The sequence below is a fragment of the Marinicauda sp. Alg238-R41 genome (assembly GCF_947331485.1).
In the GTDB taxonomy this organism is placed as follows: domain Bacteria; phylum Pseudomonadota; class Alphaproteobacteria; order Caulobacterales; family Maricaulaceae; genus Marinicauda; species Marinicauda pacifica.
Map to the genome: position 1 here is coordinate 545044 of NZ_CAMZOJ010000002.1, position 23520 is coordinate 568563.

The following is a 23520-nucleotide window of genomic DNA, read 5'->3' on the forward strand; positions in this document are numbered from 1 at the left end:
CAGGCGGTAAATGCGCGCTTAACGCCCGGGTCAGGAATGGCGCGCTTCTTCTGCGCCAACTTCCTCGCCGTCGCGGGTCAGGATGCGCGCGGCGGTCAGGTCGCCGGTGACGTTCACGGCAGTGCGCGCCATGTCCAGGAAGCGATCGACACCCAGCACGAAGACGAGGCCGTATTCGGGAATGCCGAAGCTCACGATCAGGCTGGACAGGATCGCGATGGAGACCCCGGGAGCCCCGGGTGCGCCGATCGAGGCCGCCACGAGCGTGACGACGATGAAGGCGATCTCGGGAATCGCCAGCGGCACACCGGCGACCTGGGCCACGAAGACGACGGCGCACGCCTGGTAGAGCGCGGTGCCGGCCATGTTCACGGTGGCGGCCAGCGGGATGAGGAAGCTGGCCACCGAGGAGGGCACGCGAAGCTTCTCCACCGCGGTCTCGATCGACAGCGGCATCACCGCCGCCGAGGAGGAGGTGGAAAAGGCGAGCAGTTGCACTTCGCCCACCGCGCGCTGGAAGCGCATCGGGGAAATCTTCCCGAACACCGCCGCGAGGGTGATGTAGAGGGCGAGCAGGATGGCCAGTCCGATCAGGACGGTCGCCACATAGGCGCCGAGAGCGGCGAGCGACTGTACGCCCAGACGGGCCAGGAGCTGGGCGGTGAGGCCGAAGACGGCGTAGGGCGTCAGGTACATCGCCCATTTGACCACGGTCATGGAGACTTCGAGCAGCGCTTCGAGCATCCCCATCAAGGGCGCGAGCTTGTCCTTGCTGGAGCTGGCCACGTAGGCGATGCCGACGAAGATCGAGAACACGACGATGGCGAGCATTTCATTGCCGACCGCCGCGGCGAGCGGGTTTTCCGGGACCAGCGAGACGAGCAGATCGGGCACTTCGGCCCCGATCTCGCCGAACCGGTCGACGGGTGAAGCCGGGGTGGCGACCGCATCCGGCTTGAGCCGGGGCACCGGAACGGGGCTGAGATTGACCAGCGCGCCGGGGCGCAGGAGGAGGGCCAGCCCCGCGCCGAGGACCGCCGCGAAGACGGTGGTTGCGCCCACGAAGACGGCAAACCGTCCGCCCACCCGCCGAAGCTTGGCCGGATCGGACGCGCCAGCGGCCAGACCCAGGATGATCGAGGACGCCACCAGCGGCATCAGGACCATCTTGATGAGGGAGAGGAAAAGCTGACCGGGCAGGGCAAGCCAGCGCCCGATCGTGTCGGCCAGAGCGGGGTCGATCAGCCCGGTATCGGGACCGAGCGCCATGCCGACGGCGACGCCGGCCACGAGGCCGGCCAGGACCTGGGCCCAGAGCCGGGATCTGAGCCAGCTTTCCGCACGCGAAACCAGGCTGCGGTAGTGAATACGCTTGACGTCGGGGGTCATGGCGGGGCGGGTGCCGTTTCAGGAAGTTGCAGCCGCGAGTGTTCCGCCGAGTGCCCGGCCGCGTCAAGGCAAGCGGGCCGGGCACATGCGCGCAGGGTGCGCGTGCCTAGCCGAAGGCGATGCGGTTGCGGCCCGAGGCCTTGGCGCGATAGAGCGCGCTGTCGGCGCGCGAGAGCAGCTCGTCGGGGGTGGCCATGTATTCCTGCGGCATGAGCACGGTCACGCCGAGGCTCGCCGAGACCGGCACCGTGTCGCCAGCATCGTTCTCCACGACAAGGCTTTCGGTCGCGCGGCGGAGGCATTCCGCGCGCTGTTCGGCCTCTTCGCGGCAGCAGCGCGGCATAATGACACCGAATTCCTCGCCCCCGAGGCGGGCCAGCATCTCCTGCGACGCCAGCGCCGAGCGCATGGCGGAGACACACTGAACCAGCACCCGGTCGCCGGTTGCGTGCCCGTGCGTGTCGTTGATCGCCTTGAAGTGGTCGAGATCGGCCATGATCAGGCTGAGCGGCTGGGTCTGGCGGTCGGCTTCGAACACGGCGCGCTCGAGCGATTGCATGAAGGCGCGCCGGTTGGCGGCACCGGTGAGGGAGTCGGTCTCGGCCTGGCCGCGAAGATCGCGTTGCAGGCGCACGATGCGGGCCGCGGCGCGGATACGCGCCTTCATCTCCACCGGGTTGAACGGCTTGGGGATGAAGTCGTCCGCGCCGACATCGAGCGCTTCGGCCACCTGGACTTCCTGGCCCAGCGCGGTCATCACGATGGTGTGGATATGGCTGGTTTCGGCCTCGGCCTTCAGGCGCCAGCACAATTCCAGCCCGTTGACCTGGCCGACCTCGATACCGGTGATGAAGATGTCGCAGCCGCTATAGCGCAACAGGTTAAAGGCCTCCTGGGAGCCCCCGGCCTCGATGACGGTAAACCCGCCATCCTCCAGGATTTCGCGCAGGATGCGCCGCTGCACGCGGCTCGTCTCGCAGATCAGCACCGACAGGCGTGCACCTGCCAGGCCGGGACTGTCGATCGAACCCGCCATAATGGAGACGTGCTGGTTCACCGCGCGCCTCTCCCCCGTGTGTGTGTTCGTTGCCGAAATGCGCAGACTTTTTGTCCGCGTCGTGTTGTGTGAGGGGGTATGACGCGAAGGCCTTAAGGAAGGGTGAGAAGCGGGCGCGAAAATGGCTTTTATAACTAAATAATGCGTGCGGCGGGGCCGGGCGTTGTCCGCTAGTCCAGCCCAAGCTCGTCCCACATCGCGTCCACCGCCGTCTTCGTCGCGTCGTCCATGTCCAGCTTCTCGCCCCATTCGCGGTTGGTCTCGCCCTCCCACTTGTTGGTGGCGTCCAGGCCGATCTTCGAGCCGAGGCCGGAGACCGGCGAAGCGAAGTCGAGATAGTCGATCGGCGTGTTTTCCAGCATCGTGCAGTCGCGCGCCGGATCCATGCGGGTGGAGATGGCCCACCAGACATCGTCCCAGTCGCGGGCATCGATGTCGTCGTCCACGACGATGACCCATTTGGTGTACATGAACTGGCGCAGATACGACCACGCGCCCAGCATCACGCGCTTGGCGTGGCCGGCATAGGCCTTCTTCATGGAGATGACGGCGATGCGGTAGCTGCACCCTTCGGGCGGCAGCCAGAAATCGACGATCTCGGGAAATTGCTGCTGGATGAGCGGGATGAAGACCTCGTTCAGCGCTTCGCCCAGCACGCTCGGCTCGTCCGGCGGCCGGCCGGTGAAGGTCGTCAGGTAGATCGGGTTCCGGCGCATGGTGATGGCGCTGATCTGGAAGACCGGGAAGCGCTCGACCGAGTTGTAATAGCCGGTGTGGTCGCCATAGGGGCCTTCCGGCCCGTCCTCGTCGAGAAGGACATGGCCTTCCAGCACGATCTCGGCCTCTGCCGGGACCTTCAGCGGGACGGTCTTGCAGTCGACCAGCTCGGCCTTCTTGCCGCGCAAGAGCCCGGCGAACTGGTATTCGGAGAGCGTGTCGGGGACCGGCGTCACGGCGGCCAGGATGGTGCCGGGATCGGCGCCCAGGACCACGGCGGCGGGCAGGGGTTCGGGCTTCTTGTCCTTCCAGCGCTGGTAATGCTGCGCGCCGCCGCGGTGTTTCAGCCAGCGCATCAGCGTGCGGTCCTTGCCCAGCTTCTGCATGCGGTAGATGCCGAGATTGAAATCGTCTTCCTTGCCCTCACCCGGCCCCCTGGTGACGACGAGCGGCCAAGTGATGAGCGGGGCGGGCTCGCCCGGCCAGCAGCCCTGGATGGGCAGGCGATCCAGATCGATATCCTTGCCGGTGAGCACGACCTCCTGGCAGGGGGCCTTCCTCACCGTGGCGGGGCGCATGCTCATCACAGTCCGGGCGAGCGGCAGCATGTCGAGCGCATCGCGGAAGCCGCGTGGCGGCTCGGGCTGGCGCAGGAAGGCGAGAAGCTCGCCGACCTCGCGCAACTGCGCCGCCGTGCGACGCGGCTCGCCGCCCAGCGTGACGGCGCGGGCGACGCGCTCCACCGTGCCGAACAGATTGACGAGGGCGGGCATTTCCGACGGGCGGCCATCTTCATGGACCGGGTTCTCGAACAGGACCGCCGGGCCACCCTTGGCCAGCAGACGGCGCTGGATCTCGGTCATTTCCAGATGGGTGGAGACCGGGCGGGTGATGCGCACCAGATCGCCGTCGGCTTCGAGCTGCTCGATGAAATCCCGAAGTGATTTGTAGGCCATAAGCGGGTCTCCCTTCGCCCGCCGGGAAACTAGGCCGGACGGGCGAAGGGGCCAAGCGTTCAGATGCGCGTCAGAAGGACCCGGAGATCCGGCTGTGGCGCAGGCCGTAGAGGAAATAGACCACCAGCCCGACCACCAGATAGCTGCCGATCAGCATGAAGTTGTGCAGCGGCATCTGGAAGATCAGGAAGGCGCAGGTCAGCACGCCCAGGATCGGGGTGACGGGATAGAAGGGCACCTTGAAGGGGCGGTGCAGTTCCGGGTGGCTGACCCGCAGATACATCACCGAGATACAGACCATGGCAAAGGCGGCGAGCGTGCCCAGGCTGACCAGGTCGCCCAGCACCTTGATCGGCGTGGTGGCCGCGGCGGCCGCCACCGCTCCGCCGACGATCACGGTGTTGATCCAGGGCGTCTTGCGTTTCGAGTGCAGGCGGGAAAAGAGCGGCGGCAGCAGCCCGTCCTTGCCCATCGTGTAGAAGATGCGGGTCTGACCGTAGAGCAGCACCAGCATGACAGAGGACAGGCCGAGGATCGCGCCCGCCTTGATGAGGAAGGAGAACCAGCCCAGCCCGATCGCGTCGACGGCGGTGGACATCGGGTCGGGCACCGCCAGCAGGGTGAAGGGCACGATGCCGGTCAGGACCAGCGCGGTCAGCATGTAGAGCGCGGTGGAGATGCCCAGCGAGCCGATGATGCCGATGGGCAGGTCGCGCTGCGGGTTCTTCGCCTCGGCTGCGGCGGTCGAGACCGCTTCAAAACCGACATAGGCAAAGAAGATGATCGCGGCGGCCCGGAACACGCCCTGGATGCCGAATTCGTCGCCGCCCTGATGGGGCGGGATGAAGGGCGTCCAGTTGGCTTTGTCGACATAGAAGAAGCCGATCACGATGAAGGCGAGCAGGACGGCGACTTTCAGGATGACGAAGAAATTGTTCGCGCGCGCCGATTCGCTGACGCCCAGCACAAGAAGGCCGGTCACCAGACCGACGCCGAGCAGGGCCGGCAGGTTCAGCAGGGCGGTCACGGTCGTACCGTCGGCCAGCGTCACCAGGCTGCCGGTCGGCGCTGCGAGCGTGGGCGGGACGACCACCCCTAGATCGGCGAGGAAGCTGACGAGATAGCCTGACCAGCCCACCGCCACGGTTGACGCGGCCAGTCCGTATTCGAGCACGAGCAGCAGGCCCATCACCCAGGCGACGATCTCGCCCAGCACCGTATAGGCATAGGTGTAGGCCGAGCCCGAGACCGGCAGAACGCTTGCCAGTTCGGCATAGCAGAGCCCGGCGAAGGCGCACACGAAGCCGGCGATGATGAAGGACAGGATGATGGCCGGGCCGGCATGGGCCGCGGCGGCCTGTCCGGTGATGACGAAAATCCCCGCGCCGATGATGCAGCCGACGCCGAGACTGGTCAGGTTGATGGGGCCGAGGTGTCGGTGAAGCTCTTCGCCATGAAACTGGGACTGGACGAGCGCGACCGATTTGCGCGCGAAAAGCCGTTGCCAGAGACGGCCGGGCCCGACGGAGGGGCCGATAGGTGTGTCGGTCAAGGATTGACCCTTAAAGAGCCCTCCCACGGCGGCGAGGCTTCAACGTGAAACCAATGTCGCCGGGTCGATCCGTGGGCCCGCCGCCGGCAAATCGTTACATCGGGCCGGAGCATTTGAAAACGGGATTTTTCTGTGCGCCTCGCCAGTCCGCCCTAGATCAAGACGGTGCGCTCACGGGACGTGCCGGGACGGGATCTGGACCGGCGGGGAACCAGAACACGCTTTGCGTGTTGGAAGCGCGACGACTTACTCATTCACTGCACCGGGACCTCTCATCATGCGACTCATGCTTCTTGCCTCCACCGCCCTGTTTGCCGTGGCCTGTCAGCCAGCCGACAACGACACCGGCATGGCTGCCGGCTCGACCGAAACCGGCGCGATGACTGACGCGGACTCCGCCCCGGACATGGGCCGGACAGAGATGGCTGCGTCCGGTACCGAGCCTGCCATGGCCGGGGACGAGCCGGAATACGAGGATTTCGGCGAGAAGGAAGTCCCCGAATTTGAGCCGGCCTTCGAAAACCAGACGCGCGCGCCTCTTCCCGATGAAACCCACGACTGGACCATCGAAGAGGTCGCCGACGGTCTGGGCGAAGTCTGGGGCTTCACCTTCCTGCCTGACGGCACGATCCTGCTGACCGAGAAGGAAGGCACGATGCACACGCTGGCCACGGACGGGACGCTGTCCGATCCGATCAGCGGCGTTCCCGAGGTCTTCAACGACGACCAGGGCGGTCTGCTGGACATCGTGCTCGGCCCCGATTTCGCCGAGACCTCCATGGTCTACTTCTCCTACGCCGAGCCGCGCGAGAATGGCGAGAACGGGACGGCCGTCGCCCGCGCGCGCCTGTCCGACGATCGCACCGCGCTCGAAGACGTTGAAGTCATCTTCCAGCAGATGCCGTCCTGGGATTCGGGCAAGCACTTCGGCTCGCGCCTGGTGTTCGCGCCGGACGGCACGCTGTATGTGGGCCTCGGAGAGCGCTCGCTGGCCGAGCCGCGCCAGCTCGCCCAGGATCCGACCAATCACATCGGCACGGTCGTGCGCATCAATCCGGACGGTTCGGTGCCGGACGACAATCCGTTTGTCGGCAGCGACGAGGGCGCCGACGAAGTCTATGCCTACGGCATTCGCAACATCCAGGCGGCCGCGCTCGGCCCGGACGGCGCGCTGTGGGAGATCGAGCACGGCCCGCGCGGCGGTGACGAGCTGAACCGCATCGAGGCCGGCGCCAACTATGGCTGGCCGGTCATCGGGTACGGCATGCAGTATGACGGCACGCCCCAGCACGAGATGACACAGCAGGACGGCATGGAGCAGCCGGTGTATTACTGGGATCCGGTGATCGCTCCGGCCGGCATGATCTTCTACACCGGCGACGCCTTCCCGAACTGGCAGGGCGACATCTTCGTGGGCGGGCTGGCCACCCAGAAGGTGGTGCGCCTGACGCTGGAAAACGGGCAGGTGACCGGCGAGGAATGGATCCCCGCCAATGGCCGCATCCGGGACGTCGTCCAGGGCCCGGATGGCGCGATCTACCTGTCCAACGAATCCGACGGCACGATCGAACGGATCGTTCCGGCAGACTAGGGCGAGCTGGCGCTGCGTCCGGATCGTCCGGGCGCAGCGCGCTCACCGCGGAACGTCATTGCGCGCCCCGCCGTTGTCTAGCCAGCTATGCAAGCGGGAGCCGGAATGAGTTTCGTCTACCAGTTCATCGGGATCGTGCTGATCGTGGCGGGCCTGCCGCTATTCTGGACCCCGATCCCCGTCGGTGCCGTGATGATCGCCACGGGGCTGGCCCTGCTTGTCTCCAATTCGAGCCTGGTGCGCGGCTGGGTCATTGCGGCGCGCGATGCGCATCCGCGCTTCGACCGCTGGATGCGTCAGGCTCAGAAAGCGATTCCCGGCCCGTTCTCTCGCGTCCTCTCGCGTACCGACCCGGACACTGACAGCGAGAGCGCCGATCAGAGCGACAAAATGCGCTGAACACATTCAGTTACCGAATTTAAAGAAAACAGCGACAGGATGCTCGTGTGTTTACCCCTCGTGAGCACGCGAAAGCCGTAACTTGAAGGACCGGGCAACCCCAAGCCCGGTCCTTTTTTATGGCTTGCGGGGAGTGAGCACGTCCTGCCACTCGGGGTGCTTCTCGATCTGAGCCTTCGCGAACGGGCATAGCGGCACAATCTGAACGCCGTTGGCCCGCGCATCGAGCACCGCGCGTTCCACCAGGGCCTGCCCCACGCCTTGCCCGCGCCACGCGTCCGGCACGCCGGTGTGATCGATAATGATCAGGTGCGCATTGGCGATGGAGAAGGTGAGTTCGGCATCCGGCTTGCCGTCTGCCTGCACGAAATAGCGGCCCTTGGTCGGCGTACGCTCTTCGAGGATTTCAAACTCGGCCACGCTCATGTTCCGGCCTCCCGCACATCGTTCATGGCCGGAGTGCGGTCCATCTTGATGCGCACATAGGGGCAGACCGGATTGATGGTCCACCCGCGTTTTCTCGCGTCTTCGACCGCGCGCTCGACAAGGCGGGCGGCAATCCCGTGTCCGCGAAGGGCGGGCGGGGTGAAGGTATGGCCGATGACCATGACCTGACCCTGCATCGTGTAGGTCAGCTCGCTCTCGCCGTCTTTCCCATGAGAGACGGCATAGCGCCCGAGTGCCCCGTCACGCGTTTCGGTAATCATCGTCTCGCCCATCCTGTCACCTCGCGCAGCTTGAGCCGGGGCTGTCAGCCGAACTTTGAAAAGTCCGGCTTGCGCCGTTCCATGAAGGCGCCGACCGCCTCCTTGAACTCCTCGGAACGCAGCAGATCGGCGAAGAGTTCGCCTTCGCGCTTGATCCGCTCCATCAGATCTTCGGATGGCGAGGTCATCAGCGACTTGGCCGCGCGGATGGCGGAGGGCGCCTTGGCGGCCAGGGCGCGGGCGCGGGTCATGACCTCGTCCTCCAGCGTTTCGGCCTCGAAGACATCGCTGACCAGATGGCGCGCCTTGGCCGTTCCGGCATCCCAGCTCTCGCCCAGCAGCAGAAGCTCGCTCGCCACGCTGCGTCCGAGCAGGCCGGGCAGGATCTGGCTGGAGCCGAACTCCGGCGCCAGGGCAAGATCGACGAAGGGTGTCTTGAACACGGCGCGGGTGGACGCATAGGCAAGGTCGCAGTGCAGGAGCAGGGTCGTCCCGATCCCGATGGCCATGCCGTCGACCGCCGCGATGACCGGCTTGCTGCAGCCCATCAGGGCGCGCATGAAATCCTCGACCGGCGGGGTATCCGCGCCGCCGATATGAGGCGGGGCCTCCATGAAGTCCACAAGGTCGTTGCCGGCGGTGAAGACACCGTCCTGCCCGGCGATCACCACCACGCGGATGGCCGTGTCGCTGCTCGCCTCTTCCAGGGCGCGGGCCATGGCCGAATACATGGCGCGCGTGATCGCGTTCTTCTTGGCTACACGGTCAAAGCGGATGACCCGGACCGGGCCGGTGTCCTCGACGCGAATATCGTCGCTCATGGGCAATGTCCTTGTTGAGTATTGACTGGCGGCGATCTGAACGGAGACCGGGCCTGCCGGTCAAGCGCGCGAGGTGTCACGCCTCGTCTGTCAGCTGCGCGGGCAGATCAGCACGCGATCATCGAACACGGCCCCGACGATGAGGTGGGTGCCGCTGATCGCGCCGACGCTGGAGGCATTCAGCTCGCCGTTCAGCGCCATCAGCTCGCGCGACACCGCGCCGGTCTCCGGGTCGACGCGGATGACCTCGGACGGCGCGATGGAGTCCGGGTCTTCGGCGTGGTCCAAAAGGGCGAAGATATTGGGATGGGCGCCGATCCACAGATCGCCCTGCGGTCCGATCTCGATATTGTCCGGGCCGGTGTGAGCCGCGATGCGGTCGATACGTTCCAGCCGCCCGTCCGCGCCATCGCGCCGGTAGACATTGACCCGGCGTGTGAGGAGCTCGGCGACATAGATCGTCCGCCCGTCCGGCGCCATGGCGATGCCGTTGGCGTAGACCAGCCCGTCGGCGGCGATCGATCCGGTCTGGCCGTCAAAGAAGCTGACGCCCCCTAGCGGCAGGCCAAGAAATGCCTCCAGCGTGGACAGAATGCCGGTCTGATAGCGCCGGTCATTGGTGGCGTAAAAGCTGCGCGGCCCGACCGCCAGCAGGTCGTTGGGCGAAGAGAGGTCGGGGTAGGTGATGGATTCGATATGGGAGAGCGCGCCGTCCGTGCCGATCTCGAAAATCTCCACACGGTGCCCGCCTGCGCGCGGATGGTTGATCACGAAAAGGCGGTCTGGCGCGTTGTCGCGCGTCAGCAGCGAGATGCCGTGCGGGTGGAAATCCTCCGGCCCGTCGCTCACCTTGCGCAGGGTCATCTGCGGATCTGCCGGGTCGAATGCCCAGATGCCGTTGGCGCCGCCATCGCCGCCGCGCCGCTCGGCCGCGGAGACATAGGCCAGGCCGGTGACCGGGTGGATCGTCACGTCCTCGGTGCCCGGCGCGATGGTGAGCGCCTCGCACCCGTCCAGCCCGGTTTGCTCAAGATCGGCGAAAGTGCCCGCCGCAGGCAGCACGATCCAGGCCGCGCGTGCCGCGAGTGCGATAACGATAATGACGAGCGCGATCAGCAGTGTGCGCATATCGGCGTCCCCCAGACCCTTCAAGTCTTCAAGGAGAGCTTACACCCGCATTAACCTTTTCGCCAATGGCCTGGTTGGGTCAGCCGCCCGTGGCGATGCGGGTGAGGGCGCGGTGCACGGTGTCCGCATCCTCCTCCCCGAACAGAGCGGTCAGCTCGCTGTTGAACTCGCGCAGCACTGCGTCGGCGCGTTCGCCGGCTTCGCGGCCCGCCTCGGTCAGGGCGACGACGGCGCCGCGCCGGTCGTCCGGGTCGGGATGCTTGGTGACCAGCCCGGCGGTCTCCATGCGCGTCACCAGGCCGGTGACGGCAGGTGCGCCGAGCGCCAGAACCTCGCCGATCGCGCCCATGCGCCGCTCGCCCCGGCGTAAGAGGAGGAAGAGCACGGCGGCCTGGCTGGCGCTGACCGTGGCGTGCTTGCGCAGCCGCGCGTCCGCGTCGCGATGCAGGCGGCGCGCAGCGATTTCGATCAGGAGGTAGAGCCGCCGGTCGACGGCGCGAACACGAGCCATGGGCGAGACCCTGCGCCGATTCTTTCGGACCCGAAAGATTGGCGGCGGGCTCAGCCCTTGAAGCGCCAGACCCGGGCCAGGCGCACATCGCGGTCTTCCAGGTCCCGCGTAACCGGGGTGTCGTAGCGCGCCAGGGCTTCCAGCCGGTCCTTCGGCATGAAGGCGCGGCCCGGATCGCCGACCAGGACCAGCGCGCCGCGTTTATTCAGATCCGAAAGCCAGGCGGCGATGCGCGCCGCGCCGGGGCCTTCGTAGAAGACATCGCCGGCCAGCACCACGTCCCAGCCTTCGTCCGTCCCGACCAGGTCGATTTCGCGCGCATGCAGTGTGACGCCGTTCAGCCGGGCATTGGCATGGGCGGCCTCGACGGCAAAGGCATCGATCTCGCTCGCATCCACGCGTGCCGCGCCGGCCCTCGCCGCGCCGATGCCGGCGACCGCGCAGCCGCAGGCGAAATCAAGAACGTGCTTGCCCGAGACCAGCCCCGGATTGTCCAGACAATAGCGCGCGAGCGCCTGACCGCCCGCCCAGGCGAACGCCCAGAAGGGCGGAGGCAAGCCCATCCGGCCCAGCGCCTCCTCGGTCTTCTCCCAGATCGCGATCGTTTCGTCGGCGAGGTGGAAGGAGAGCTCCGGCGTCAGCGGCGCGCTCTGCACGCGGGTATTGTCCGCGATGAAGCGTGCCGGATCGAGCGCCGGAGCCAGCACGTGTCTAGCGGGCGCGCCCTGCGGCGCTGGCCGCTTCGATCTCGGCGAGCTTTCCGGTGTCGACGTCATAGATGAAGCCGTAGACGGGAATGCGGCCCGGCACCAGCTTGTGGTTGCGGATGCGCGTCACGCCCTCGGTCACCGCCTCGGCCGCGTCGGAGAAGGTGAGCCATTTGATGAATCGGCCCTCTTGAGAACCATCCTCGCCGCCCGGGTCGCTCCAGCCGTCCGCGCCCGGCGTGGCGGTGTTCAGGCTGCTCTCCAGCAGGGTCTCCATCGTGGCCTGGTCGAACATTCCCATGCCGCAATCGGTGTGATGGATGACGTAGAATTCCTTCGTGCCGAGCAGCTTGTGGGAAATCACGAGCGAGCGGATCGCGTCGTCGCTGGCGCGACCGCCGGCATTGCGGATGACGTGAACATCGCCCAGCTCGAAGCCCAGCGCCTCGGCCGGCATGATGCGCGCATCCATGCAGGTCAGCACCGCAGCCTGCTTTGCCGGGGGAATGGGCTTGCCGCCCCGGTCGAAGCTCGCGGCATAGTCGTCATTGGCGCGCTTGATGTGGTCGTAATTTCCGGACATGGGCGTGTTCCTCTGTGAAATCTGAGCGTTCAAGTGGCCGTGTCGGGCACGAAGTCCAGCGCGACGCCATTATTGCACCAGCGCTCGCCGGTCGGTTCCGGCCCGTCCTCGAAGACGTGGCCCTGATGGCCTTCGCAGCGCACGCAATGATACTCGGTGCGCGGCGTCCACAGGCGCAGATCGGTCTTGGTCTCCAACGCGCCCTCGATATGGGTATAGAAGCTCGGCCAGCCCGTGCCGGACTCAAACTTGGTCTCGGACCGGAAAAGCGGCAGGGCACAGCCCGCGCAGATATAGGTCCCCGCGCGGCTCTCCTCCAGCAGGGGCGAGCTGCCCGGCCGCTCCGTGCCCTCGCGGCGCAGCACGTCGAACTCGGCCTCGGTCAGACGCGCGCGCCAGTCCTCGCGGGTAAAACTCGCAAAATCCTCGCTCGCCTCGCCCATCGCGACGATGCGCGGCGCGCTCTCGCGGCGCGAAGGCGCGCCCGGCGCTGGCGTGCTGGCCGTCGTGTCGGCTGAGGTGTCGGGCTGGGCCTCGCTGGCCGAAGGACGCCCGCAGGCGGCGACGGCAGCGGCGGAGGCCAGGAAAATCCGGCGGTCGAGCATGAGGCAAAACTCCGTAATTCAGCTTGATCTCTAACCTAGTGTGAGCGGGCCGGGCGTCCAATCACGCCTGTGTGTGCCAGCGGCGAGCGAGCGTGAGAATGGGCAAGGCGGGGGTGACTCCTACTACTACCACGACTCTCATCCGGCCCCGGTGCGGGCTTGATGGCGGGTGAATGAGGGTGAGGCGTCATGACTGGCTCCGCTGACAGGACACAGAGGAGAGTAGAGCCGCGGCTGGCAGGGGCGGAGAAGGGGGTGTGATCCTTATGCCCCCACTTTCATGATCCCCGGCCTGACCGGGGATCCAGAGGGTTTGGGGCGCCGTCATCAAATGAAGGCGCCCTGTCCTTATCCAGGTCCCGGGTCCGCTTCGCGGCCCGGGATTTCAGGACATGTAATCTGATGAAACCCCGGCCGACCGAAGGGAGTGCCGGGGCCTCGGGGCGGTTTGTCTTCGAGAGGTCCCGGGTCTGCGCTGCGCTCCGCCCGGGATTTCAGAGCCTGTGATTGAGTACAGGGACTCGTGTCGTTCCGGTCGGCCCCGGCCCGGTTTTGGAAGGACTGCATCGGCGCTCCCCGGCGCAGGCCGGAGTCCAGGGGAGACCCGAGCGGCGTGATCCGATGAGGGCGTTCCACGATCTCTGGATCCCGGCTTTCGCCGGGAGGCGATTGTTTTTATGTGATTTGTTGGTCGACGGTTCGGAATCGCGGAAGCGAGGGAACGTAGGGGGCCTCACGCTCTCTGGGTCCTGACTTTCGTCAGGAGAGAGGTGCTTGTTCTCTTGTCTGCACGAGCTTGGCCGGAGGCCGTCATCCGATCCTTCGAGGCCCGGTTTTCAACCGGGCACCTCAGGATGAGGGTGGGCTCGAAATCAAGCTATTGTAATAAAAATGCAAAAATAGCACCGCAGACCCCGACTGCACCCTCATGCTGAGGTGCGAGCAAAGCGAGCCTCGAAGCATCGGACGGCAAGCGCCCCTAATACGCGCACGCCTTGAAGACCGGCTCCACGCTGTCATTCCACTCATTGTGGAAGCGTTCGATGAGGAGGTCGGCCGGCGAGTGGCCGCTTCTGGCGATCTCGAACAGATCGTCGAGGAAGAGGGCTTCGTGTTCGCCGTGGGCGTTGAGGCGGGCGCGCGCCTTCAGGCCTTCACGGGCGATGTCGAGCGCCTTGAGCGCCACGTCCTGGACCTTGCCCTCGCGGAAGGGGGCCTGGAGGGCGAGTTTGGCGGTGTCGGTGCGCAGGGCGATGCGTTCCTCGTTCGTCCAGTCCTTGACGAGGTCCCAGGCGGCATCCAGCGCGGTATCGTCATAGAGCAGGCCGACCCAGAAGGCGGGCAGGGCACAGAGCCGGCTCCACGGGCCGCCATCGGCGCCGCGCTGTTCCAGGAAGGTCTTCAGGCGCACTTCGGGGAAGAGGGTGGAGAGGTGATCCTCCCAGTCGCTCAGGACCGGAACGGCGCCGGGCAGGGCGGGCAGTTCGCCCCTGAGGAAATCGCGGAAGCTCTGGCCCGAGGCGTCGATGAAACGGCCCTCGCGCTTGACGAAATACATCGGCACGTCGAGCGCCCAGTCGACATAGTGCTCGTAGCCAAAGCCCTCCTCGAAGACGAAGGGGAGCTGGCCGGTGCGGTTGTTGTCGGTGTCGGTCCACACATGGGCGCGGTATGAGCGATAGCCGTTCAGCCCGCCATCCTTGAAGGGCGAGTTGGCGAACAGGGCCGTGGCGATGGGCTGGAGCGCGAGCGAGACGCGGAATTTCTTCGCCATGTCCGCTTCGCTGCCAAAGTCCAGATTGGTCTGGACGGTACACGAGCGGAACATCATCTGATGGCCCATCGTGCCGACCCGGGCCATGTAGTTGCGCATGATCTGATAGCGCGCCTTGGGCATCATCGGGGTCTCTTCCAGAGACCATTTGGGCGAGAAGCCCAGCCCCAGGAAGCCAGCGCCGATCTCGTCGGCGACGCTCTTGACCTCGCGCAGATGGCCATTCACCTCCGCGCAGGTCTCGTGCAGGGTTTCCAGCGGCGCGCCGGACAGCTCGAACTGGCCGCCCGGTTCCAGCGTGATCGATCCGCCATTGCGTTTGAGCGCGACCGGCTTGCCGTCTTCCTCGATCGGGGTCCAGCCAAAGCGCACCAGGCCCTCAAGCATCTTGCGCACGCTCGGACCGTCGCTCTCGTAGGGCAGCGGGTTGTGGCCATCCAGGGTGAAGCCGAACTTCTCGTGCTCGGTGCCGATGCGCCAAGCGTCGCGCGGTTTTTCACCCGCCGCGATGGCCTCCACCAGCTGGGATTTGTGTTCGATCGGGGCGCCTTCGCCGCCAGCGTTATACGTGCCGCTCATGTCTCGCCCCGTGGTTTCAACCCTTTGGTGGGCAGACAGGTATGCGGGCAAAGCCCCTGCCGCAAGTGGGCGTATGCGCCAATCACAGGCTCGTGTTCCAGTCGCCCAGCACCGCCTGGTAGACGGTCAGGGCGGCCGCTGCCGCAGTGTCGGCGCGCAGGATGCGCGGGCCCAGCGTGACCGGCACGACGAAATCCTGATCGCGCAGTATGTCGCGCTCGGCCGGGTCGAACCCGCCCTCCGGTCCGATCAGGATGGCAAAGGGCGTGCCGCGCTCGAAGCGCTGCAAGGCCTCCAGAATGGGCTTGGCCCGGCCGGCCTCGCCGCCCCAGGGCTTGCCGCCCTCATCGCCCGCCTCGTCGCAGAAGAGGAGGGCGCGGTCTTTCGCCCAGCCATCGATCAGGGCGGCCAGCGTGCGCGGTTCGCCGATCTGCGGCAGGTCCAGGCGCTCGGTCTGCTCGGCCGCTTCGCGCGCATGGGCGGCCAGCCGGTCGAGACGCACGGTCTCGGCCATGGTGCGCCGTGTCATCACGGGTGCGATCCGGGCCGCGCCAAGCTCGGTTGCCTTCTCCACGATGAAGTCGGTGCGCGCGCGCTTGACCGGCGAGAAATAGAGATGGACGTCCGGGCTCTCGCGCTGCTCGCGCAGACGGGCCTGGACTGAGAGACGGGCCGCGCGCTTGCCCGCATCGGCCACCTCGGCGCGCCATTCGCCGTCACGCCCGTTGAAGACGCGCACGCCGTCCCCGGCTTTGCGCCGCATCACCGTGAGCAGGTAGTGACTCTCCTCCTTGCCCAGCGCAAGCTCGGCGCCGGCGGACAGGTCGGTATTCAGATAGAGGCGCGGTTCGACAGTCATCCTGCTCCTCTAGCGCGTTCACAGCCGGGGCGAAACCGCGGGGCGCGACGAAGCGTTGGCGCCATGACAGAGCGAAAGAACGAGGCACCCCATGGCGTTTGAATCGAGGAATCCGGCGACTGGCGAGGTCTTCGCGACCCATGAGGGCGCGGACAAGGACCGGATCGAGACCGCCCTGGAGCAGGCGGTCACGGCCGTCGGCACGCTGGCGCGCCTGGGCTTCAAGGGCCGGGCCGAGCGCATGCGCCGGGCCGGCGACATCATGGAGAACGAGGCCGGCGAGCTGGCAAAGCTGATGTCGCGCGAGATGGGCAAGCCGGTCGCCCAGGCCAGGGCCGAGGCGGAGAAATGCGCCTGGGTCTGCCGCTATTACGCCGACAATGCCGAGGACTTCCTCAAGGACGAACCGATCGAGGCCGGCGACAAGGGACGCTGCGCGCTGCGCTACCTGCCGCTGGGGCCGGTTCTGGCGATCATGCCGTGGAATTTCCCCTTCTGGCAGGTCTTCCGCTTTGCCGCGCCAAACCTGATGGCGGGCAATCCGGGTATACTGAAACACGCCTCCAATGTGCCGGGCTGCGCGAAAGCCATCGAGGACGTGTTCAAGCGCGCCGGCTTCGAGCCGGGCAGCTTCACCAGCCTGCTGATCGACGGCAAGACGGCGAGCGGGCTGGTCGGCGACGCGCGTATCCGCGGCGTGACGCTGACCGGGTCTGAGGGTGCCGGTCGCAAGGTCGGCGAGGCGGCCGGCCAGGCGATCAAGCCCTGCGTGCTGGAGCTGGGCGGCTCGGACGCCTTCGTCGTGATGCCCAGCGCCGATCTGGACGCCGCCGCGAAGGTGGGCGTGAAGGCCCGCATACAGAATAACGGCCAGTCCTGCATCGCGGCCAAGCGCTTCATCGTGCACGAAGACGTCTACGAGGCGTTCAAGGACCGCTTCGTCGAGGAGTTGAAGGCCCAGACGGTGGGCGACCCGCTCGACGAGGACACCGATATCGGCCCGCTGGTCGGTCCTGACGCTGCCGAGGAGCTCGACGCGCAGGTGCGCGACACGATCAAGGCGGGCGCCAGGGCGGTGGTCGAGCCTGGACGGCGCGAAGGTGCGTGGTTCACGCCCGGCGTTCTGGAAGACATTCCCGAAGACAGCCCCGGCTACAAGGACGAGCTGTTCGGCCCGGTCGCGCTCTTCTTCAAGGTTGGCGACCTGGAGCAGGCGATCCATCTGGCCAACGACCATCGCTACGGGCTCGGTTCGTCCTTCTGGTCGAAAGACGAGGGCGAGATCGAACAGGCGTGCAACCGGATCGAAGCAGGCTCGACCTATGTCAACCAGATGGTCGCCTCCGACCCGCGCCTGCCCTTCGGCGGGGTGAAGGCGTCCGGCCACGGGCGCGAGCTCGCTCGGGCCGGCATCCTGGAATTCACCAACCGCAAGACAATTGCGGTGAAAGAGTGAGGCGCGAACGGCGGCGCGAACTTTCGCGCGGGCGAGCGCTCGGCTAAGGCTACGCCATGAGCCTTGCCCGAGATCGCCGCGTCGCAGACAGCCTGCCGAAAACCTGGGTCGACCGGGCGCCCGGTCCCGTGCGACCGTATCTGAGGCTGGCGCGCTATGACCGGCCGGCCGGCTTCTGGCTGCTCGCACTGCCCTGTTTCCAGGGGCTGGCGCTGGCCGGGATCGGGTCCGGCTTAGGCTGGGTCGATCTCTACTACGCGCTGCTCTTCGCCATCGGCGCGGTCGCCATGCGCGGGGCGGGCTGCACCTATAACGACATTGTCGACCGCGATCTCGACGCTCAGGTCGCGCGCACCGCCAACCGGCCGCTTGTGGCCGGGACGGTGAGTTTAAAGCGCGCCTGGATCTTCCTGGTAGCGCAAAGCCTGGTGGGCCTCCTGGTGCTGATCCAGCTGCCGCCGGTGGCCATAGCGACCGGGCTGGGCGCGCTGGTGCTGGTGGCCGGCTACCCCTTCATGAAGCGCATCACCTGGTGGCCGCAAGCCTGGCTGGGGCTGACCTTCAACTGGGGCGCGCTGGTCGCCTTCGCCGCCGGGGCGGGGGGATTCGCGCCGGAAGCCTTCCTGCTCTACGCGTCCGGCCTGTTCTGGACGCTGGGCTATGACACGATCTATGCCTGCCAGGATATCGAGGACGACGCGCTGGTCGGGGTGAAATCCTCCGCGCGCGCGCTCGGCCCGCGAATCCTGCCCGGACTGTGGATATTCTATGCCCTGAGCGCGCTTCTGGCGGTCGCGGCCGGCGTGGTGGCGGGCGCATCGCTTGTGTTCGCGGTGCTCGTTTCGCTGTACGCCGCCCATCTCTTCTCCCAGCTCCTGCGCGTGGACCTGAAGGACGGGGCCTCCTGCCTGTCTGCGTTCAAGTCGAACCGCACGAGCGGGCTGCTGCTGGTGCTCGCCTATGCTGCGGCAGCGTTCGCGATCTAGACCCGCCAACCGAAAAGCCCGCTTGGCCGCAGCGCGCCTGCATGCTCTATTGCGACCGAATTTTGACGCCCTGCGCGCGGGCGGACAAGTAAACGGGGGAGACCTGCGTGAGCGATACCACCACCCATGACCCGGTCCCGAGCGGACTGAAAGACACGAGCTTTTTCGGTCACCCGAAAGGGCTCGCCATCCTGTTCCTGACCGAGATGTGGGAGCGCTTTTCCTATTACGGGATGCGCGGTCTGCTGATCATCTACCTGACCCAGCATTTCCTGTTTTCCGATTCCCGGTCGACCCTGATCTACGGGGCCTACACCGCGCTGGTCTACGTCATGACCATTATCGGGGGCACGCTGGCAGACCGCTATCTGGGGCAGAGGAAGGCGGTGACCTATGGCGCCATCCTTCTGGTGCTCGGCCACGGCATGATGGCCTTCGAGGGCTCGGGATCGCGCGAGATCTACACCTATGAAGGTGCCGAGTACGAGATCACGCTGGACGGGCGCGGCGGCGACGCGAACCAGATCCTGGTATCGGATATCGGCGAGTCTCAGATCAGCTTCGCCGAGGGCGGTCAGGTGATGCAGATTGCCGATCCGGACGCGGTCGGCCTGCCGGCTGAAGTGCCGTTCTCAAACGAGATGACGCGCATCGAGCAGCAACAGCTCTACGTCAACATTCTCTACTTCGCCCTGGCGCTCATCATCGCCGGCGTGGGGTATCTGAAGGCGAATATCTCCACCATTGTCGGGGAGCTCTACGAGCTGGGCGATCCGAGGCGGGATTCCGGCTTCACCCTGTTCTACATGGGCATCAATCTGGGCTCCTTCCTCTCCTCGGTACTCGTGGGCACAATCGGCATCGTCTATGGCTGGAAATGGGGGTTCGGCCTGGCCGGCATCGGCATGCTGATCGGCCTTTTGACCTTCCTGTTCTTCCAGGGCTGGCTCAAAGGTCTGGCCGAGCCGCCCAATCCCGCCAAGCTGAAGGAAAAAGTGCTGGGCATCGTGACGGTCGAGCAGGCCTGCTACCTGGCCGGCCTCGTGATCATCGGTGTCGCCATGCTGGCGGTGATGAACCCGCAATATGTCGGCGGCATTCTCGGCCCGATCGGCCTCATCATGCTGGCCTTCCTGGTCGGCTATGCGGTGTTCTTCACAAAGGGCCAGGAACGCGGCCAGATGCTGGCAGCGACCTATTTCATCCTGGCGCAGATCCCGTTCTGGGCGCTGTTTGAACAGGCGGGCTCCTCGCTCAACCTGTTCACCGACCGGCTGGTGGACCGCACCATGTTCGGATGGTCGGTACCGGCCCCGGTCTTCCAGGCGCTGAACGCGGGCTTCATCATCATCTTCGCGCCGATCCTGGCCTGGCTCTGGGTTTTCCTGTCCAAGCGCAGGTGGAACCCGTCCACGCCGGTGAAATTCTCGTTCGGCGTCTTCATGGCCGGTCTTGGTTTCTGGGTGCTGGTCGGCGGGATCCAGCTGTCCGGCGCGGCTCTGGTTCCGGTCTACTTCGTCTTCCTGATCTACCTGATCCACACGCTGGGCGAGCTGATGCTCTCCCCGGTCGGATTGTCGGCGGTGACCAAGCTTGCTCCGGCACGCGTGGTCGGCATGACGATGGGCGCCTGGTTCCTGTTCTCCGGCCTGTCCAACTTCCTGGCCGGCGTCATTGCCTCGACCACCGGTGCGGAAACGCTCGGCGGCCAGCTGACCGATCCGGCAGCGGCCAAGGCAGGCTACGCGGCGGTCTATTCCCAGGTCGGCCTGTACGCCATGGGCATCGCCGTGGTGATGTTGCTCATCAGCCCCCTGATCAAGAAGGCGATGGGCGATGCGGCCAAGGAGCTGCACTACCATCCCACCGAGACCGAGGCTTCCGGCCCGTCCATGGACCGAGAGTCCGACGCGCCATAAAGGCCGTCAGGTCTGACTTGAACGAGAACGGCCGCGGGGCATCCCCCCGCGGCCGTTTTCTTTGGATGAAGCGCCGGTCAGCAGGCGAGGGCGTCGCGCCCGGTAATCTGGAAGTCGCCGCTATCGTAATCGATCACGAAATCGGTGAACTGAAGCAGGTCCATGCCCATGATCATGGCCGGCTCGTCCTGCCATCCCATCGCCTCGAAGACGTAGACGTCGGCGACGGGAAGCAGGAGGCGGCGCACGCAGGTTCCGCCCATCTCGAACTCGTTGAGGCGGGCATAGTCGTCGGTGCGGTCGATGCGGCTGGCAACCCCGCCCAGGCTGACGGGCCAGCCAGACTGGCGAACCGAGGCGTAGAGCTCGGCCAGCCGGCTGTTGGCGACCGACCGGGTTGCACCTGTGTCCACGAGCACGCGGACCGGCCGATTGAAATGATAAAGGGAGGCGTTCGCGATCAGCACGCGGCTCAGCTCGTGACGTGTGCCGTCGCGCGGCGCGGTCAATGCGTCGGTGATACACAGCGCGCCGCGGCTGAAATCCATGTCGATCGTGTCACCGCTGAAGAAGTCCGCGCCCAGCAGGCCGAGAATGGTGGAGCTTTCCTCCAGATCGGACTCCACGATGACCGCCTCAACCTCGCGCGCCTCGCCGGGGAAGACCGAGAGCGATACATCGACTGTGCCCGTGGCGAATAATTCGGTCAGGGTGATGACCTCGCGCGCCGTTACATCCTGCGCGTTCAATGCTTCCACGACCGAGCGCGCAAGGGCCGTGTTACTGGCCCCGGTATCGATCAGGAAACGGGCCGGTCCGAAGCCTTCGATCTCGACGGTCACGGCGGGGCGGTAATCGGCGCTCAGGGCGAGTGGAACGCATTGTCCCGCCTCTCCGGCGGCCTGCGGCCCCGCCGCCTGCACGGCGGCTGCGAGGAGGGACAGGACGGGGAAGAGGGCCATAACGAAATGCTCCGGACTTAGAGTATCGGGCGATAACCCTACTCTGCCAGCCCGGACGCGCCTAGAGCGTGCCGCGAAGCTGGATGTAGACGCGCGCGCCCTCTGTAAAGTCACGCCGTTCGATCAGCGCGACCGGGCCGGCCGAGCGTGAACGGGCGTAGATGATACGTTCCCTCTGCGAGGGATCCTCGATGATGAAATCGGCGCCCAGGCGCGCCGTCAGACCGCGAAAGCGCGAGGTTTCCACATAGACGTCGAGATCGCCCTTGGTGAAGACCTCCTCGCGCAGCTCGCGGGCGCGATAGATGCTGCGGTCGCTGAGCCAGTAATAGTCCCAGCCCCACGCCCATTGGGCCTCGGGGAAGGTCTGGCGGAAATCGAAGCTGAGCTCCCATTCCGCGGTATCGGAGAAGGGGCGGTCCTCGCCGGTCAGCGGATCGTCGACATGGGTGTCGTACCATTCCACGAAACCGTCCAGCACCGCGTTGGACATGCCGAACAGGGCCAGGTTGGAGGACCAGTCCAGCGTCACGCGGTTACGGATTCCGTCACCGATATTACCCGGCGCATCGAAGACGCCCCGGGGCGTGACGACGGGAATGTAGTCGTCCAGATCCTGGACCCAGTCGCGCCCGACGACGACCGAAACGGTGGCGTCGTCGCCGAACCGGCGCTCCCATTCGGCTTCCAGCGTCCACGTATTTTCCGGGCGGTAGTCCGGATTGCCCAGTACGGCGACATCGTCGGTGAGATTGACCGAGCTGGCGAATTTGGAGAATTCCAGCTGGTCGACATCGCGAAGACCGGCCAGGCGCCAGCGCGTGACGCCGTCCGGGGTCCAGATGAACGCCATGGACGGTTTGAGAAAGCGGAACTGGCGTTCCTGCACCGCGTCGCCGCTCTGGCTGATTTCGGAGACCTCGTAGCGCAAACCGCTTTCCAGCGAATAGGCCGTGCCCATCGACCAGACATGGTTGAACGAGGCTTCCCCGCGCACTTCCTCGACCCGCGTGTCGGAGACGGGCAGGTCGACCGGCGACACGCTCATGCCGTCGTCGAAAAAGAGATCGAGCGCGGTCTCGCGGAAATTGAAAGCGCCTTCCAGCGCCGCATCGAAGGAATGGTTCGCGTTGGCGGTCCAGGAGATTTGCTGGCGCAAGGCGCGCTCGCCGCTCGCCCCGTCCAGCAAAAGCAGATCGGCGCCCTTCAGCCCGCCCGCATCGTAGATTTCATAGCGCTCCGGTCCGATATCCCAGGAGGAGTCGCGCACGAAGGCGGTACTTTGAAGCTCGACCGCATCGGAGAGGCGGTGCGAATAGGCCAGCGTTGCCGATCCTTCGCGCTCGAGCTCCTTCGTGGTGAACAGCTCCAGTCCGATCACCTCCTCCGGATTGAGGCCGGATCTCACGCGCGTGGTGAAGTTGCGGCGCCAGTTGGAAAATTCGCCGCGCAGATCGAGGCGCACCCGGCCGTCGGCACCCACGGGGGTCGCGATCGACGCAGTGGGTGTGTACTCGTAATAGCGGCGCTGATCGATCCCGTCCTCGAAACGAAGGCGTTCGCCTTGCCCGTTGAAGACTGTCTTGTCCTGGCGGAATTCGGGTCCGTTCCAGTAGCCTTCCAGCCCGACCGTCACCTCGACTTCGCCGAACCGGTCGGTCAGGAAGATTTCACCATGGGGGACAACCCGGTGGGACCGAGTCTGGTAGAGGGCGCGGGCGGACCAGTTGATCGAGCGGCCCGCGCCGGCGCGCAGGATCACATTGGCCAGCTGACCGTGACCGCGCATGTCGTACTCGGGCACGGCTTCGCGCACGAGTTCGATGCGTTCGACATCGCCGGCCGGAATGCGGTCGAGAATATCGTGCAGCTCCTGGGACTTGTCGCTGGGCCGGCGGCCATTGATGAGCAGATTGCCGAAGGCGTCAGCCAGGCCCCGGCGGTCCGTATCGCCGCCCGAGAGCGAAAAGCCGGGCAGGCGCGTGACCATGTCGGCCGCGGTGACGGGCGTGAACTGATCGAAGAAGCCGCTCCGGTACTGGACAATCGCCTCGCTGGTAGTGACTGCAGGCACGGCAGAGGCGGCACTGACACTGTCGTCGCCGATCTGTTCCTCTTGCGCCAAGGCAGAGGCGCTGAAGAGCAAAGAAATCCCGATCGGCGCGGTAAATCGCGTCAAGTGCATGATGATCCCCGAATGGCGAATGTTGATCTCGGCGACGCTGTTTACTGTGCCGATCGGCCAGCGTGCCCGAGATGAGG

Annotated in this window: 21 protein-coding genes; 5 read left to right on the forward strand and 16 right to left on the reverse strand. The window is 66.0% G+C overall.

What is annotated here, in order from left to right; genetic code table 11:
* Window positions 1-30: 30 nt before the first annotated feature.
* The 4 genes from PGP17_RS11160 to PGP17_RS11175 form a co-directional block, all read right to left on the reverse strand.
* Window positions 31-1389: a dicarboxylate/amino acid:cation symporter gene (locus PGP17_RS11160; protein WP_270375421.1), complete on the reverse strand. Its 1359-nt coding sequence runs from the start codon at window positions 1387-1389 to the stop codon at window positions 31-33.
* Between the two features lie 106 nt (window positions 1390-1495).
* Window positions 1496-2446 carry a GGDEF domain-containing response regulator gene (locus tag PGP17_RS11165; protein WP_270375422.1) on the reverse strand — a complete coding sequence of 317 codons (951 nt, stop codon included), beginning with the start codon at window positions 2444-2446 and terminating at the stop codon, window positions 1496-1498.
* 170 nt (window positions 2447-2616) lie between these two features.
* Window positions 2617-4119, reverse strand: a complete 1503-nt coding sequence (locus tag PGP17_RS11170) for a UbiD family decarboxylase (RefSeq protein WP_270375423.1) — start codon at window positions 4117-4119, stop codon at window positions 2617-2619.
* A 70-nt stretch (window positions 4120-4189) separates the two neighbouring features.
* The gene (locus PGP17_RS11175; RefSeq protein ID WP_270375424.1) at window positions 4190-5671 is read right to left on the reverse strand and encodes an amino acid permease; all 1482 of its coding nucleotides are present in this window, start codon (window positions 5669-5671) and stop codon (window positions 4190-4192) included.
* A gap of 277 nt (window positions 5672-5948) precedes the next feature.
* On the opposite strand from PGP17_RS11175, the gene PGP17_RS11180 reads away from it, so the two are divergent.
* Window positions 5949-7262, forward strand: a complete 1314-nt coding sequence (locus PGP17_RS11180) for a PQQ-dependent sugar dehydrogenase (RefSeq protein ID WP_270375425.1) — start codon at window positions 5949-5951, stop codon at window positions 7260-7262.
* A gap of 105 nt (window positions 7263-7367) precedes the next feature.
* On the forward strand, window positions 7368-7661 hold the full coding sequence (locus PGP17_RS11185) for a hypothetical protein (RefSeq protein WP_135944083.1): 294 nt from the start codon (window positions 7368-7370) through the stop codon (window positions 7659-7661).
* Between the two features lie 117 nt (window positions 7662-7778).
* On the opposite strand, the gene PGP17_RS11190 is transcribed toward PGP17_RS11185, so the two are convergent.
* The 10 genes from PGP17_RS11190 to PGP17_RS11235 all read right to left on the reverse strand — a co-directional run bounded on the left by PGP17_RS11190 (window position 7779) and on the right by PGP17_RS11235 (window position 15935).
* On the reverse strand, window positions 7779-8087 hold the full coding sequence (locus tag PGP17_RS11190) for a GNAT family N-acetyltransferase (RefSeq protein ID WP_135944082.1): 309 nt from the start codon (window positions 8085-8087) through the stop codon (window positions 7779-7781).
* Entirely contained in the window at window positions 8084-8380 is a 297-nt protein-coding gene (locus PGP17_RS11195) for a GNAT family N-acetyltransferase (protein WP_270375427.1), read from the reverse strand. The genes PGP17_RS11190 and PGP17_RS11195 overlap by 4 nt, the downstream gene beginning before the upstream one ends.
* Before the next feature lie 32 nt (window positions 8381-8412).
* On the reverse strand, window positions 8413-9189 hold the full coding sequence (locus tag PGP17_RS11200; protein WP_270375428.1) for an enoyl-CoA hydratase: 777 nt from the start codon (window positions 9187-9189) through the stop codon (window positions 8413-8415).
* A gap of 90 nt (window positions 9190-9279) precedes the next feature.
* Window positions 9280-10317, reverse strand: a complete 1038-nt coding sequence (locus PGP17_RS11205) for a strictosidine synthase family protein (RefSeq protein ID WP_270375429.1) — start codon at window positions 10315-10317, stop codon at window positions 9280-9282.
* Window positions 10318-10396: 79 nt separating this feature from the next.
* On the reverse strand, window positions 10397-10828 hold the full coding sequence (locus tag PGP17_RS11210; protein ID WP_270375431.1) for a MarR family winged helix-turn-helix transcriptional regulator: 432 nt from the start codon (window positions 10826-10828) through the stop codon (window positions 10397-10399).
* Window positions 10829-10878: 50 nt separating this feature from the next.
* Complete coding sequence (locus PGP17_RS11215) at window positions 10879-11535, reverse strand: class I SAM-dependent methyltransferase (RefSeq protein WP_270375432.1); 657 nt, start codon at window positions 11533-11535, stop codon at window positions 10879-10881.
* Between the two features lie 4 nt (window positions 11536-11539).
* Window positions 11540-12118, reverse strand: a complete 579-nt coding sequence (locus PGP17_RS11220; protein WP_270375433.1) for a beta-class carbonic anhydrase — start codon at window positions 12116-12118, stop codon at window positions 11540-11542.
* A 29-nt stretch (window positions 12119-12147) separates the two neighbouring features.
* Window positions 12148-12723 (reverse strand): peptide-methionine (R)-S-oxide reductase MsrB, encoded by a 576-nt coding sequence (gene msrB / locus PGP17_RS11225; RefSeq protein WP_270375434.1) that lies wholly within the window; start codon window positions 12721-12723, stop codon window positions 12148-12150.
* A 979-nt stretch (window positions 12724-13702) separates the two neighbouring features.
* Complete coding sequence (locus tag PGP17_RS11230) at window positions 13703-15076, reverse strand: glutamate--cysteine ligase (RefSeq protein ID WP_270375436.1); 1374 nt, start codon at window positions 15074-15076, stop codon at window positions 13703-13705.
* 82 nt (window positions 15077-15158) lie between these two features.
* Window positions 15159-15935 (reverse strand): 16S rRNA (uracil(1498)-N(3))-methyltransferase, encoded by a 777-nt coding sequence (locus tag PGP17_RS11235; RefSeq protein ID WP_270375437.1) that lies wholly within the window; start codon window positions 15933-15935, stop codon window positions 15159-15161.
* A gap of 91 nt (window positions 15936-16026) precedes the next feature.
* Here PGP17_RS11235 and PGP17_RS11240 point away from each other — a divergent pair, with 91 nt between their 5' ends.
* The 3 genes from PGP17_RS11240 (at window position 16027) to PGP17_RS11250 (ending at window position 20296) form a co-directional block, all read left to right on the forward strand.
* A complete protein-coding gene (locus PGP17_RS11240) occupies window positions 16027-17391 on the forward strand; it encodes an NAD-dependent succinate-semialdehyde dehydrogenase (protein ID WP_270375438.1) in 1365 nt (454 codons plus the stop codon).
* A 56-nt stretch (window positions 17392-17447) separates the two neighbouring features.
* Window positions 17448-18377 carry a 4-hydroxybenzoate octaprenyltransferase gene (ubiA, locus tag PGP17_RS11245; RefSeq protein WP_270375440.1) on the forward strand — a complete coding sequence of 310 codons (930 nt, stop codon included), beginning with the start codon at window positions 17448-17450 and terminating at the stop codon, window positions 18375-18377.
* Window positions 18378-18484: 107 nt separating this feature from the next.
* Window positions 18485-20296 carry a peptide MFS transporter gene (locus tag PGP17_RS11250; protein WP_233342161.1) on the forward strand — a complete coding sequence of 604 codons (1812 nt, stop codon included), beginning with the start codon at window positions 18485-18487 and terminating at the stop codon, window positions 20294-20296.
* A gap of 77 nt (window positions 20297-20373) precedes the next feature.
* Here the strand turns inward: PGP17_RS11250 and PGP17_RS11255 are convergent, their stop codons facing one another.
* Together PGP17_RS11255 and PGP17_RS11260 are read right to left on the reverse strand one after the other, a co-directional pair.
* The gene (locus tag PGP17_RS11255) at window positions 20374-21258 is read right to left on the reverse strand and encodes an aspartyl protease family protein (RefSeq protein WP_270375441.1); all 885 of its coding nucleotides are present in this window, start codon (window positions 21256-21258) and stop codon (window positions 20374-20376) included.
* A 61-nt stretch (window positions 21259-21319) separates the two neighbouring features.
* Window positions 21320-23443: a TonB-dependent receptor plug domain-containing protein gene (locus PGP17_RS11260; RefSeq protein WP_270375442.1), complete on the reverse strand. Its 2124-nt coding sequence runs from the start codon at window positions 23441-23443 to the stop codon at window positions 21320-21322.
* Window positions 23444-23520: the final 77 nt, after the last annotated feature.

What these genes read in the sequence shown, in the direction of transcription:
- PGP17_RS11160 (WP_270375421.1), bottom strand. Translation starts at nt 1,389, where the DNA reads ATGACCCCCGACGTCAAGCGTATTCACTACCGCAGCCTGGTTTCGCGT.
- PGP17_RS11170 (WP_270375423.1), bottom strand. Translation starts at nt 4,119, where the DNA reads ATGGCCTACAAATCACTTCGGGATTTCATCGAGCAGCTCGAAGCCGAC.
- PGP17_RS11180 (WP_270375425.1), top strand. Translation starts at nt 5,949, where the DNA reads ATGCGACTCATGCTTCTTGCCTCCACCGCCCTGTTTGCCGTGGCCTGT.
- PGP17_RS11185 (WP_135944083.1), top strand. Translation starts at nt 7,368, where the DNA reads ATGAGTTTCGTCTACCAGTTCATCGGGATCGTGCTGATCGTGGCGGGC.
- PGP17_RS11190 (WP_135944082.1), bottom strand. Translation starts at nt 8,087, where the DNA reads ATGAGCGTGGCCGAGTTTGAAATCCTCGAAGAGCGTACGCCGACCAAG.
- PGP17_RS11195 (WP_270375427.1), bottom strand. Translation starts at nt 8,380, where the DNA reads ATGGGCGAGACGATGATTACCGAAACGCGTGACGGGGCACTCGGGCGC.
- PGP17_RS11200 (WP_270375428.1), bottom strand. Translation starts at nt 9,189, where the DNA reads ATGAGCGACGATATTCGCGTCGAGGACACCGGCCCGGTCCGGGTCATC.
- PGP17_RS11205 (WP_270375429.1), bottom strand. Translation starts at nt 10,317, where the DNA reads ATGCGCACACTGCTGATCGCGCTCGTCATTATCGTTATCGCACTCGCG.
- PGP17_RS11210 (WP_270375431.1), bottom strand. Translation starts at nt 10,828, where the DNA reads ATGGCTCGTGTTCGCGCCGTCGACCGGCGGCTCTACCTCCTGATCGAA.
- PGP17_RS11220 (WP_270375433.1), bottom strand. Translation starts at nt 12,118, where the DNA reads ATGTCCGGAAATTACGACCACATCAAGCGCGCCAATGACGACTATGCC.
- msrB (WP_270375434.1), bottom strand. Translation starts at nt 12,723, where the DNA reads ATGCTCGACCGCCGGATTTTCCTGGCCTCCGCCGCTGCCGTCGCCGCC.
- PGP17_RS11230 (WP_270375436.1), bottom strand. Translation starts at nt 15,076, where the DNA reads ATGAGCGGCACGTATAACGCTGGCGGCGAAGGCGCCCCGATCGAACAC.
- PGP17_RS11235 (WP_270375437.1), bottom strand. Translation starts at nt 15,935, where the DNA reads ATGACTGTCGAACCGCGCCTCTATCTGAATACCGACCTGTCCGCCGGC.
- PGP17_RS11240 (WP_270375438.1), top strand. Translation starts at nt 16,027, where the DNA reads ATGGCGTTTGAATCGAGGAATCCGGCGACTGGCGAGGTCTTCGCGACC.
- ubiA (WP_270375440.1), top strand. Translation starts at nt 17,448, where the DNA reads ATGAGCCTTGCCCGAGATCGCCGCGTCGCAGACAGCCTGCCGAAAACC.
- PGP17_RS11255 (WP_270375441.1), bottom strand. Translation starts at nt 21,258, where the DNA reads ATGGCCCTCTTCCCCGTCCTGTCCCTCCTCGCAGCCGCCGTGCAGGCG.
- PGP17_RS11260 (WP_270375442.1), bottom strand. Translation starts at nt 23,443, where the DNA reads ATGCACTTGACGCGATTTACCGCGCCGATCGGGATTTCTTTGCTCTTC.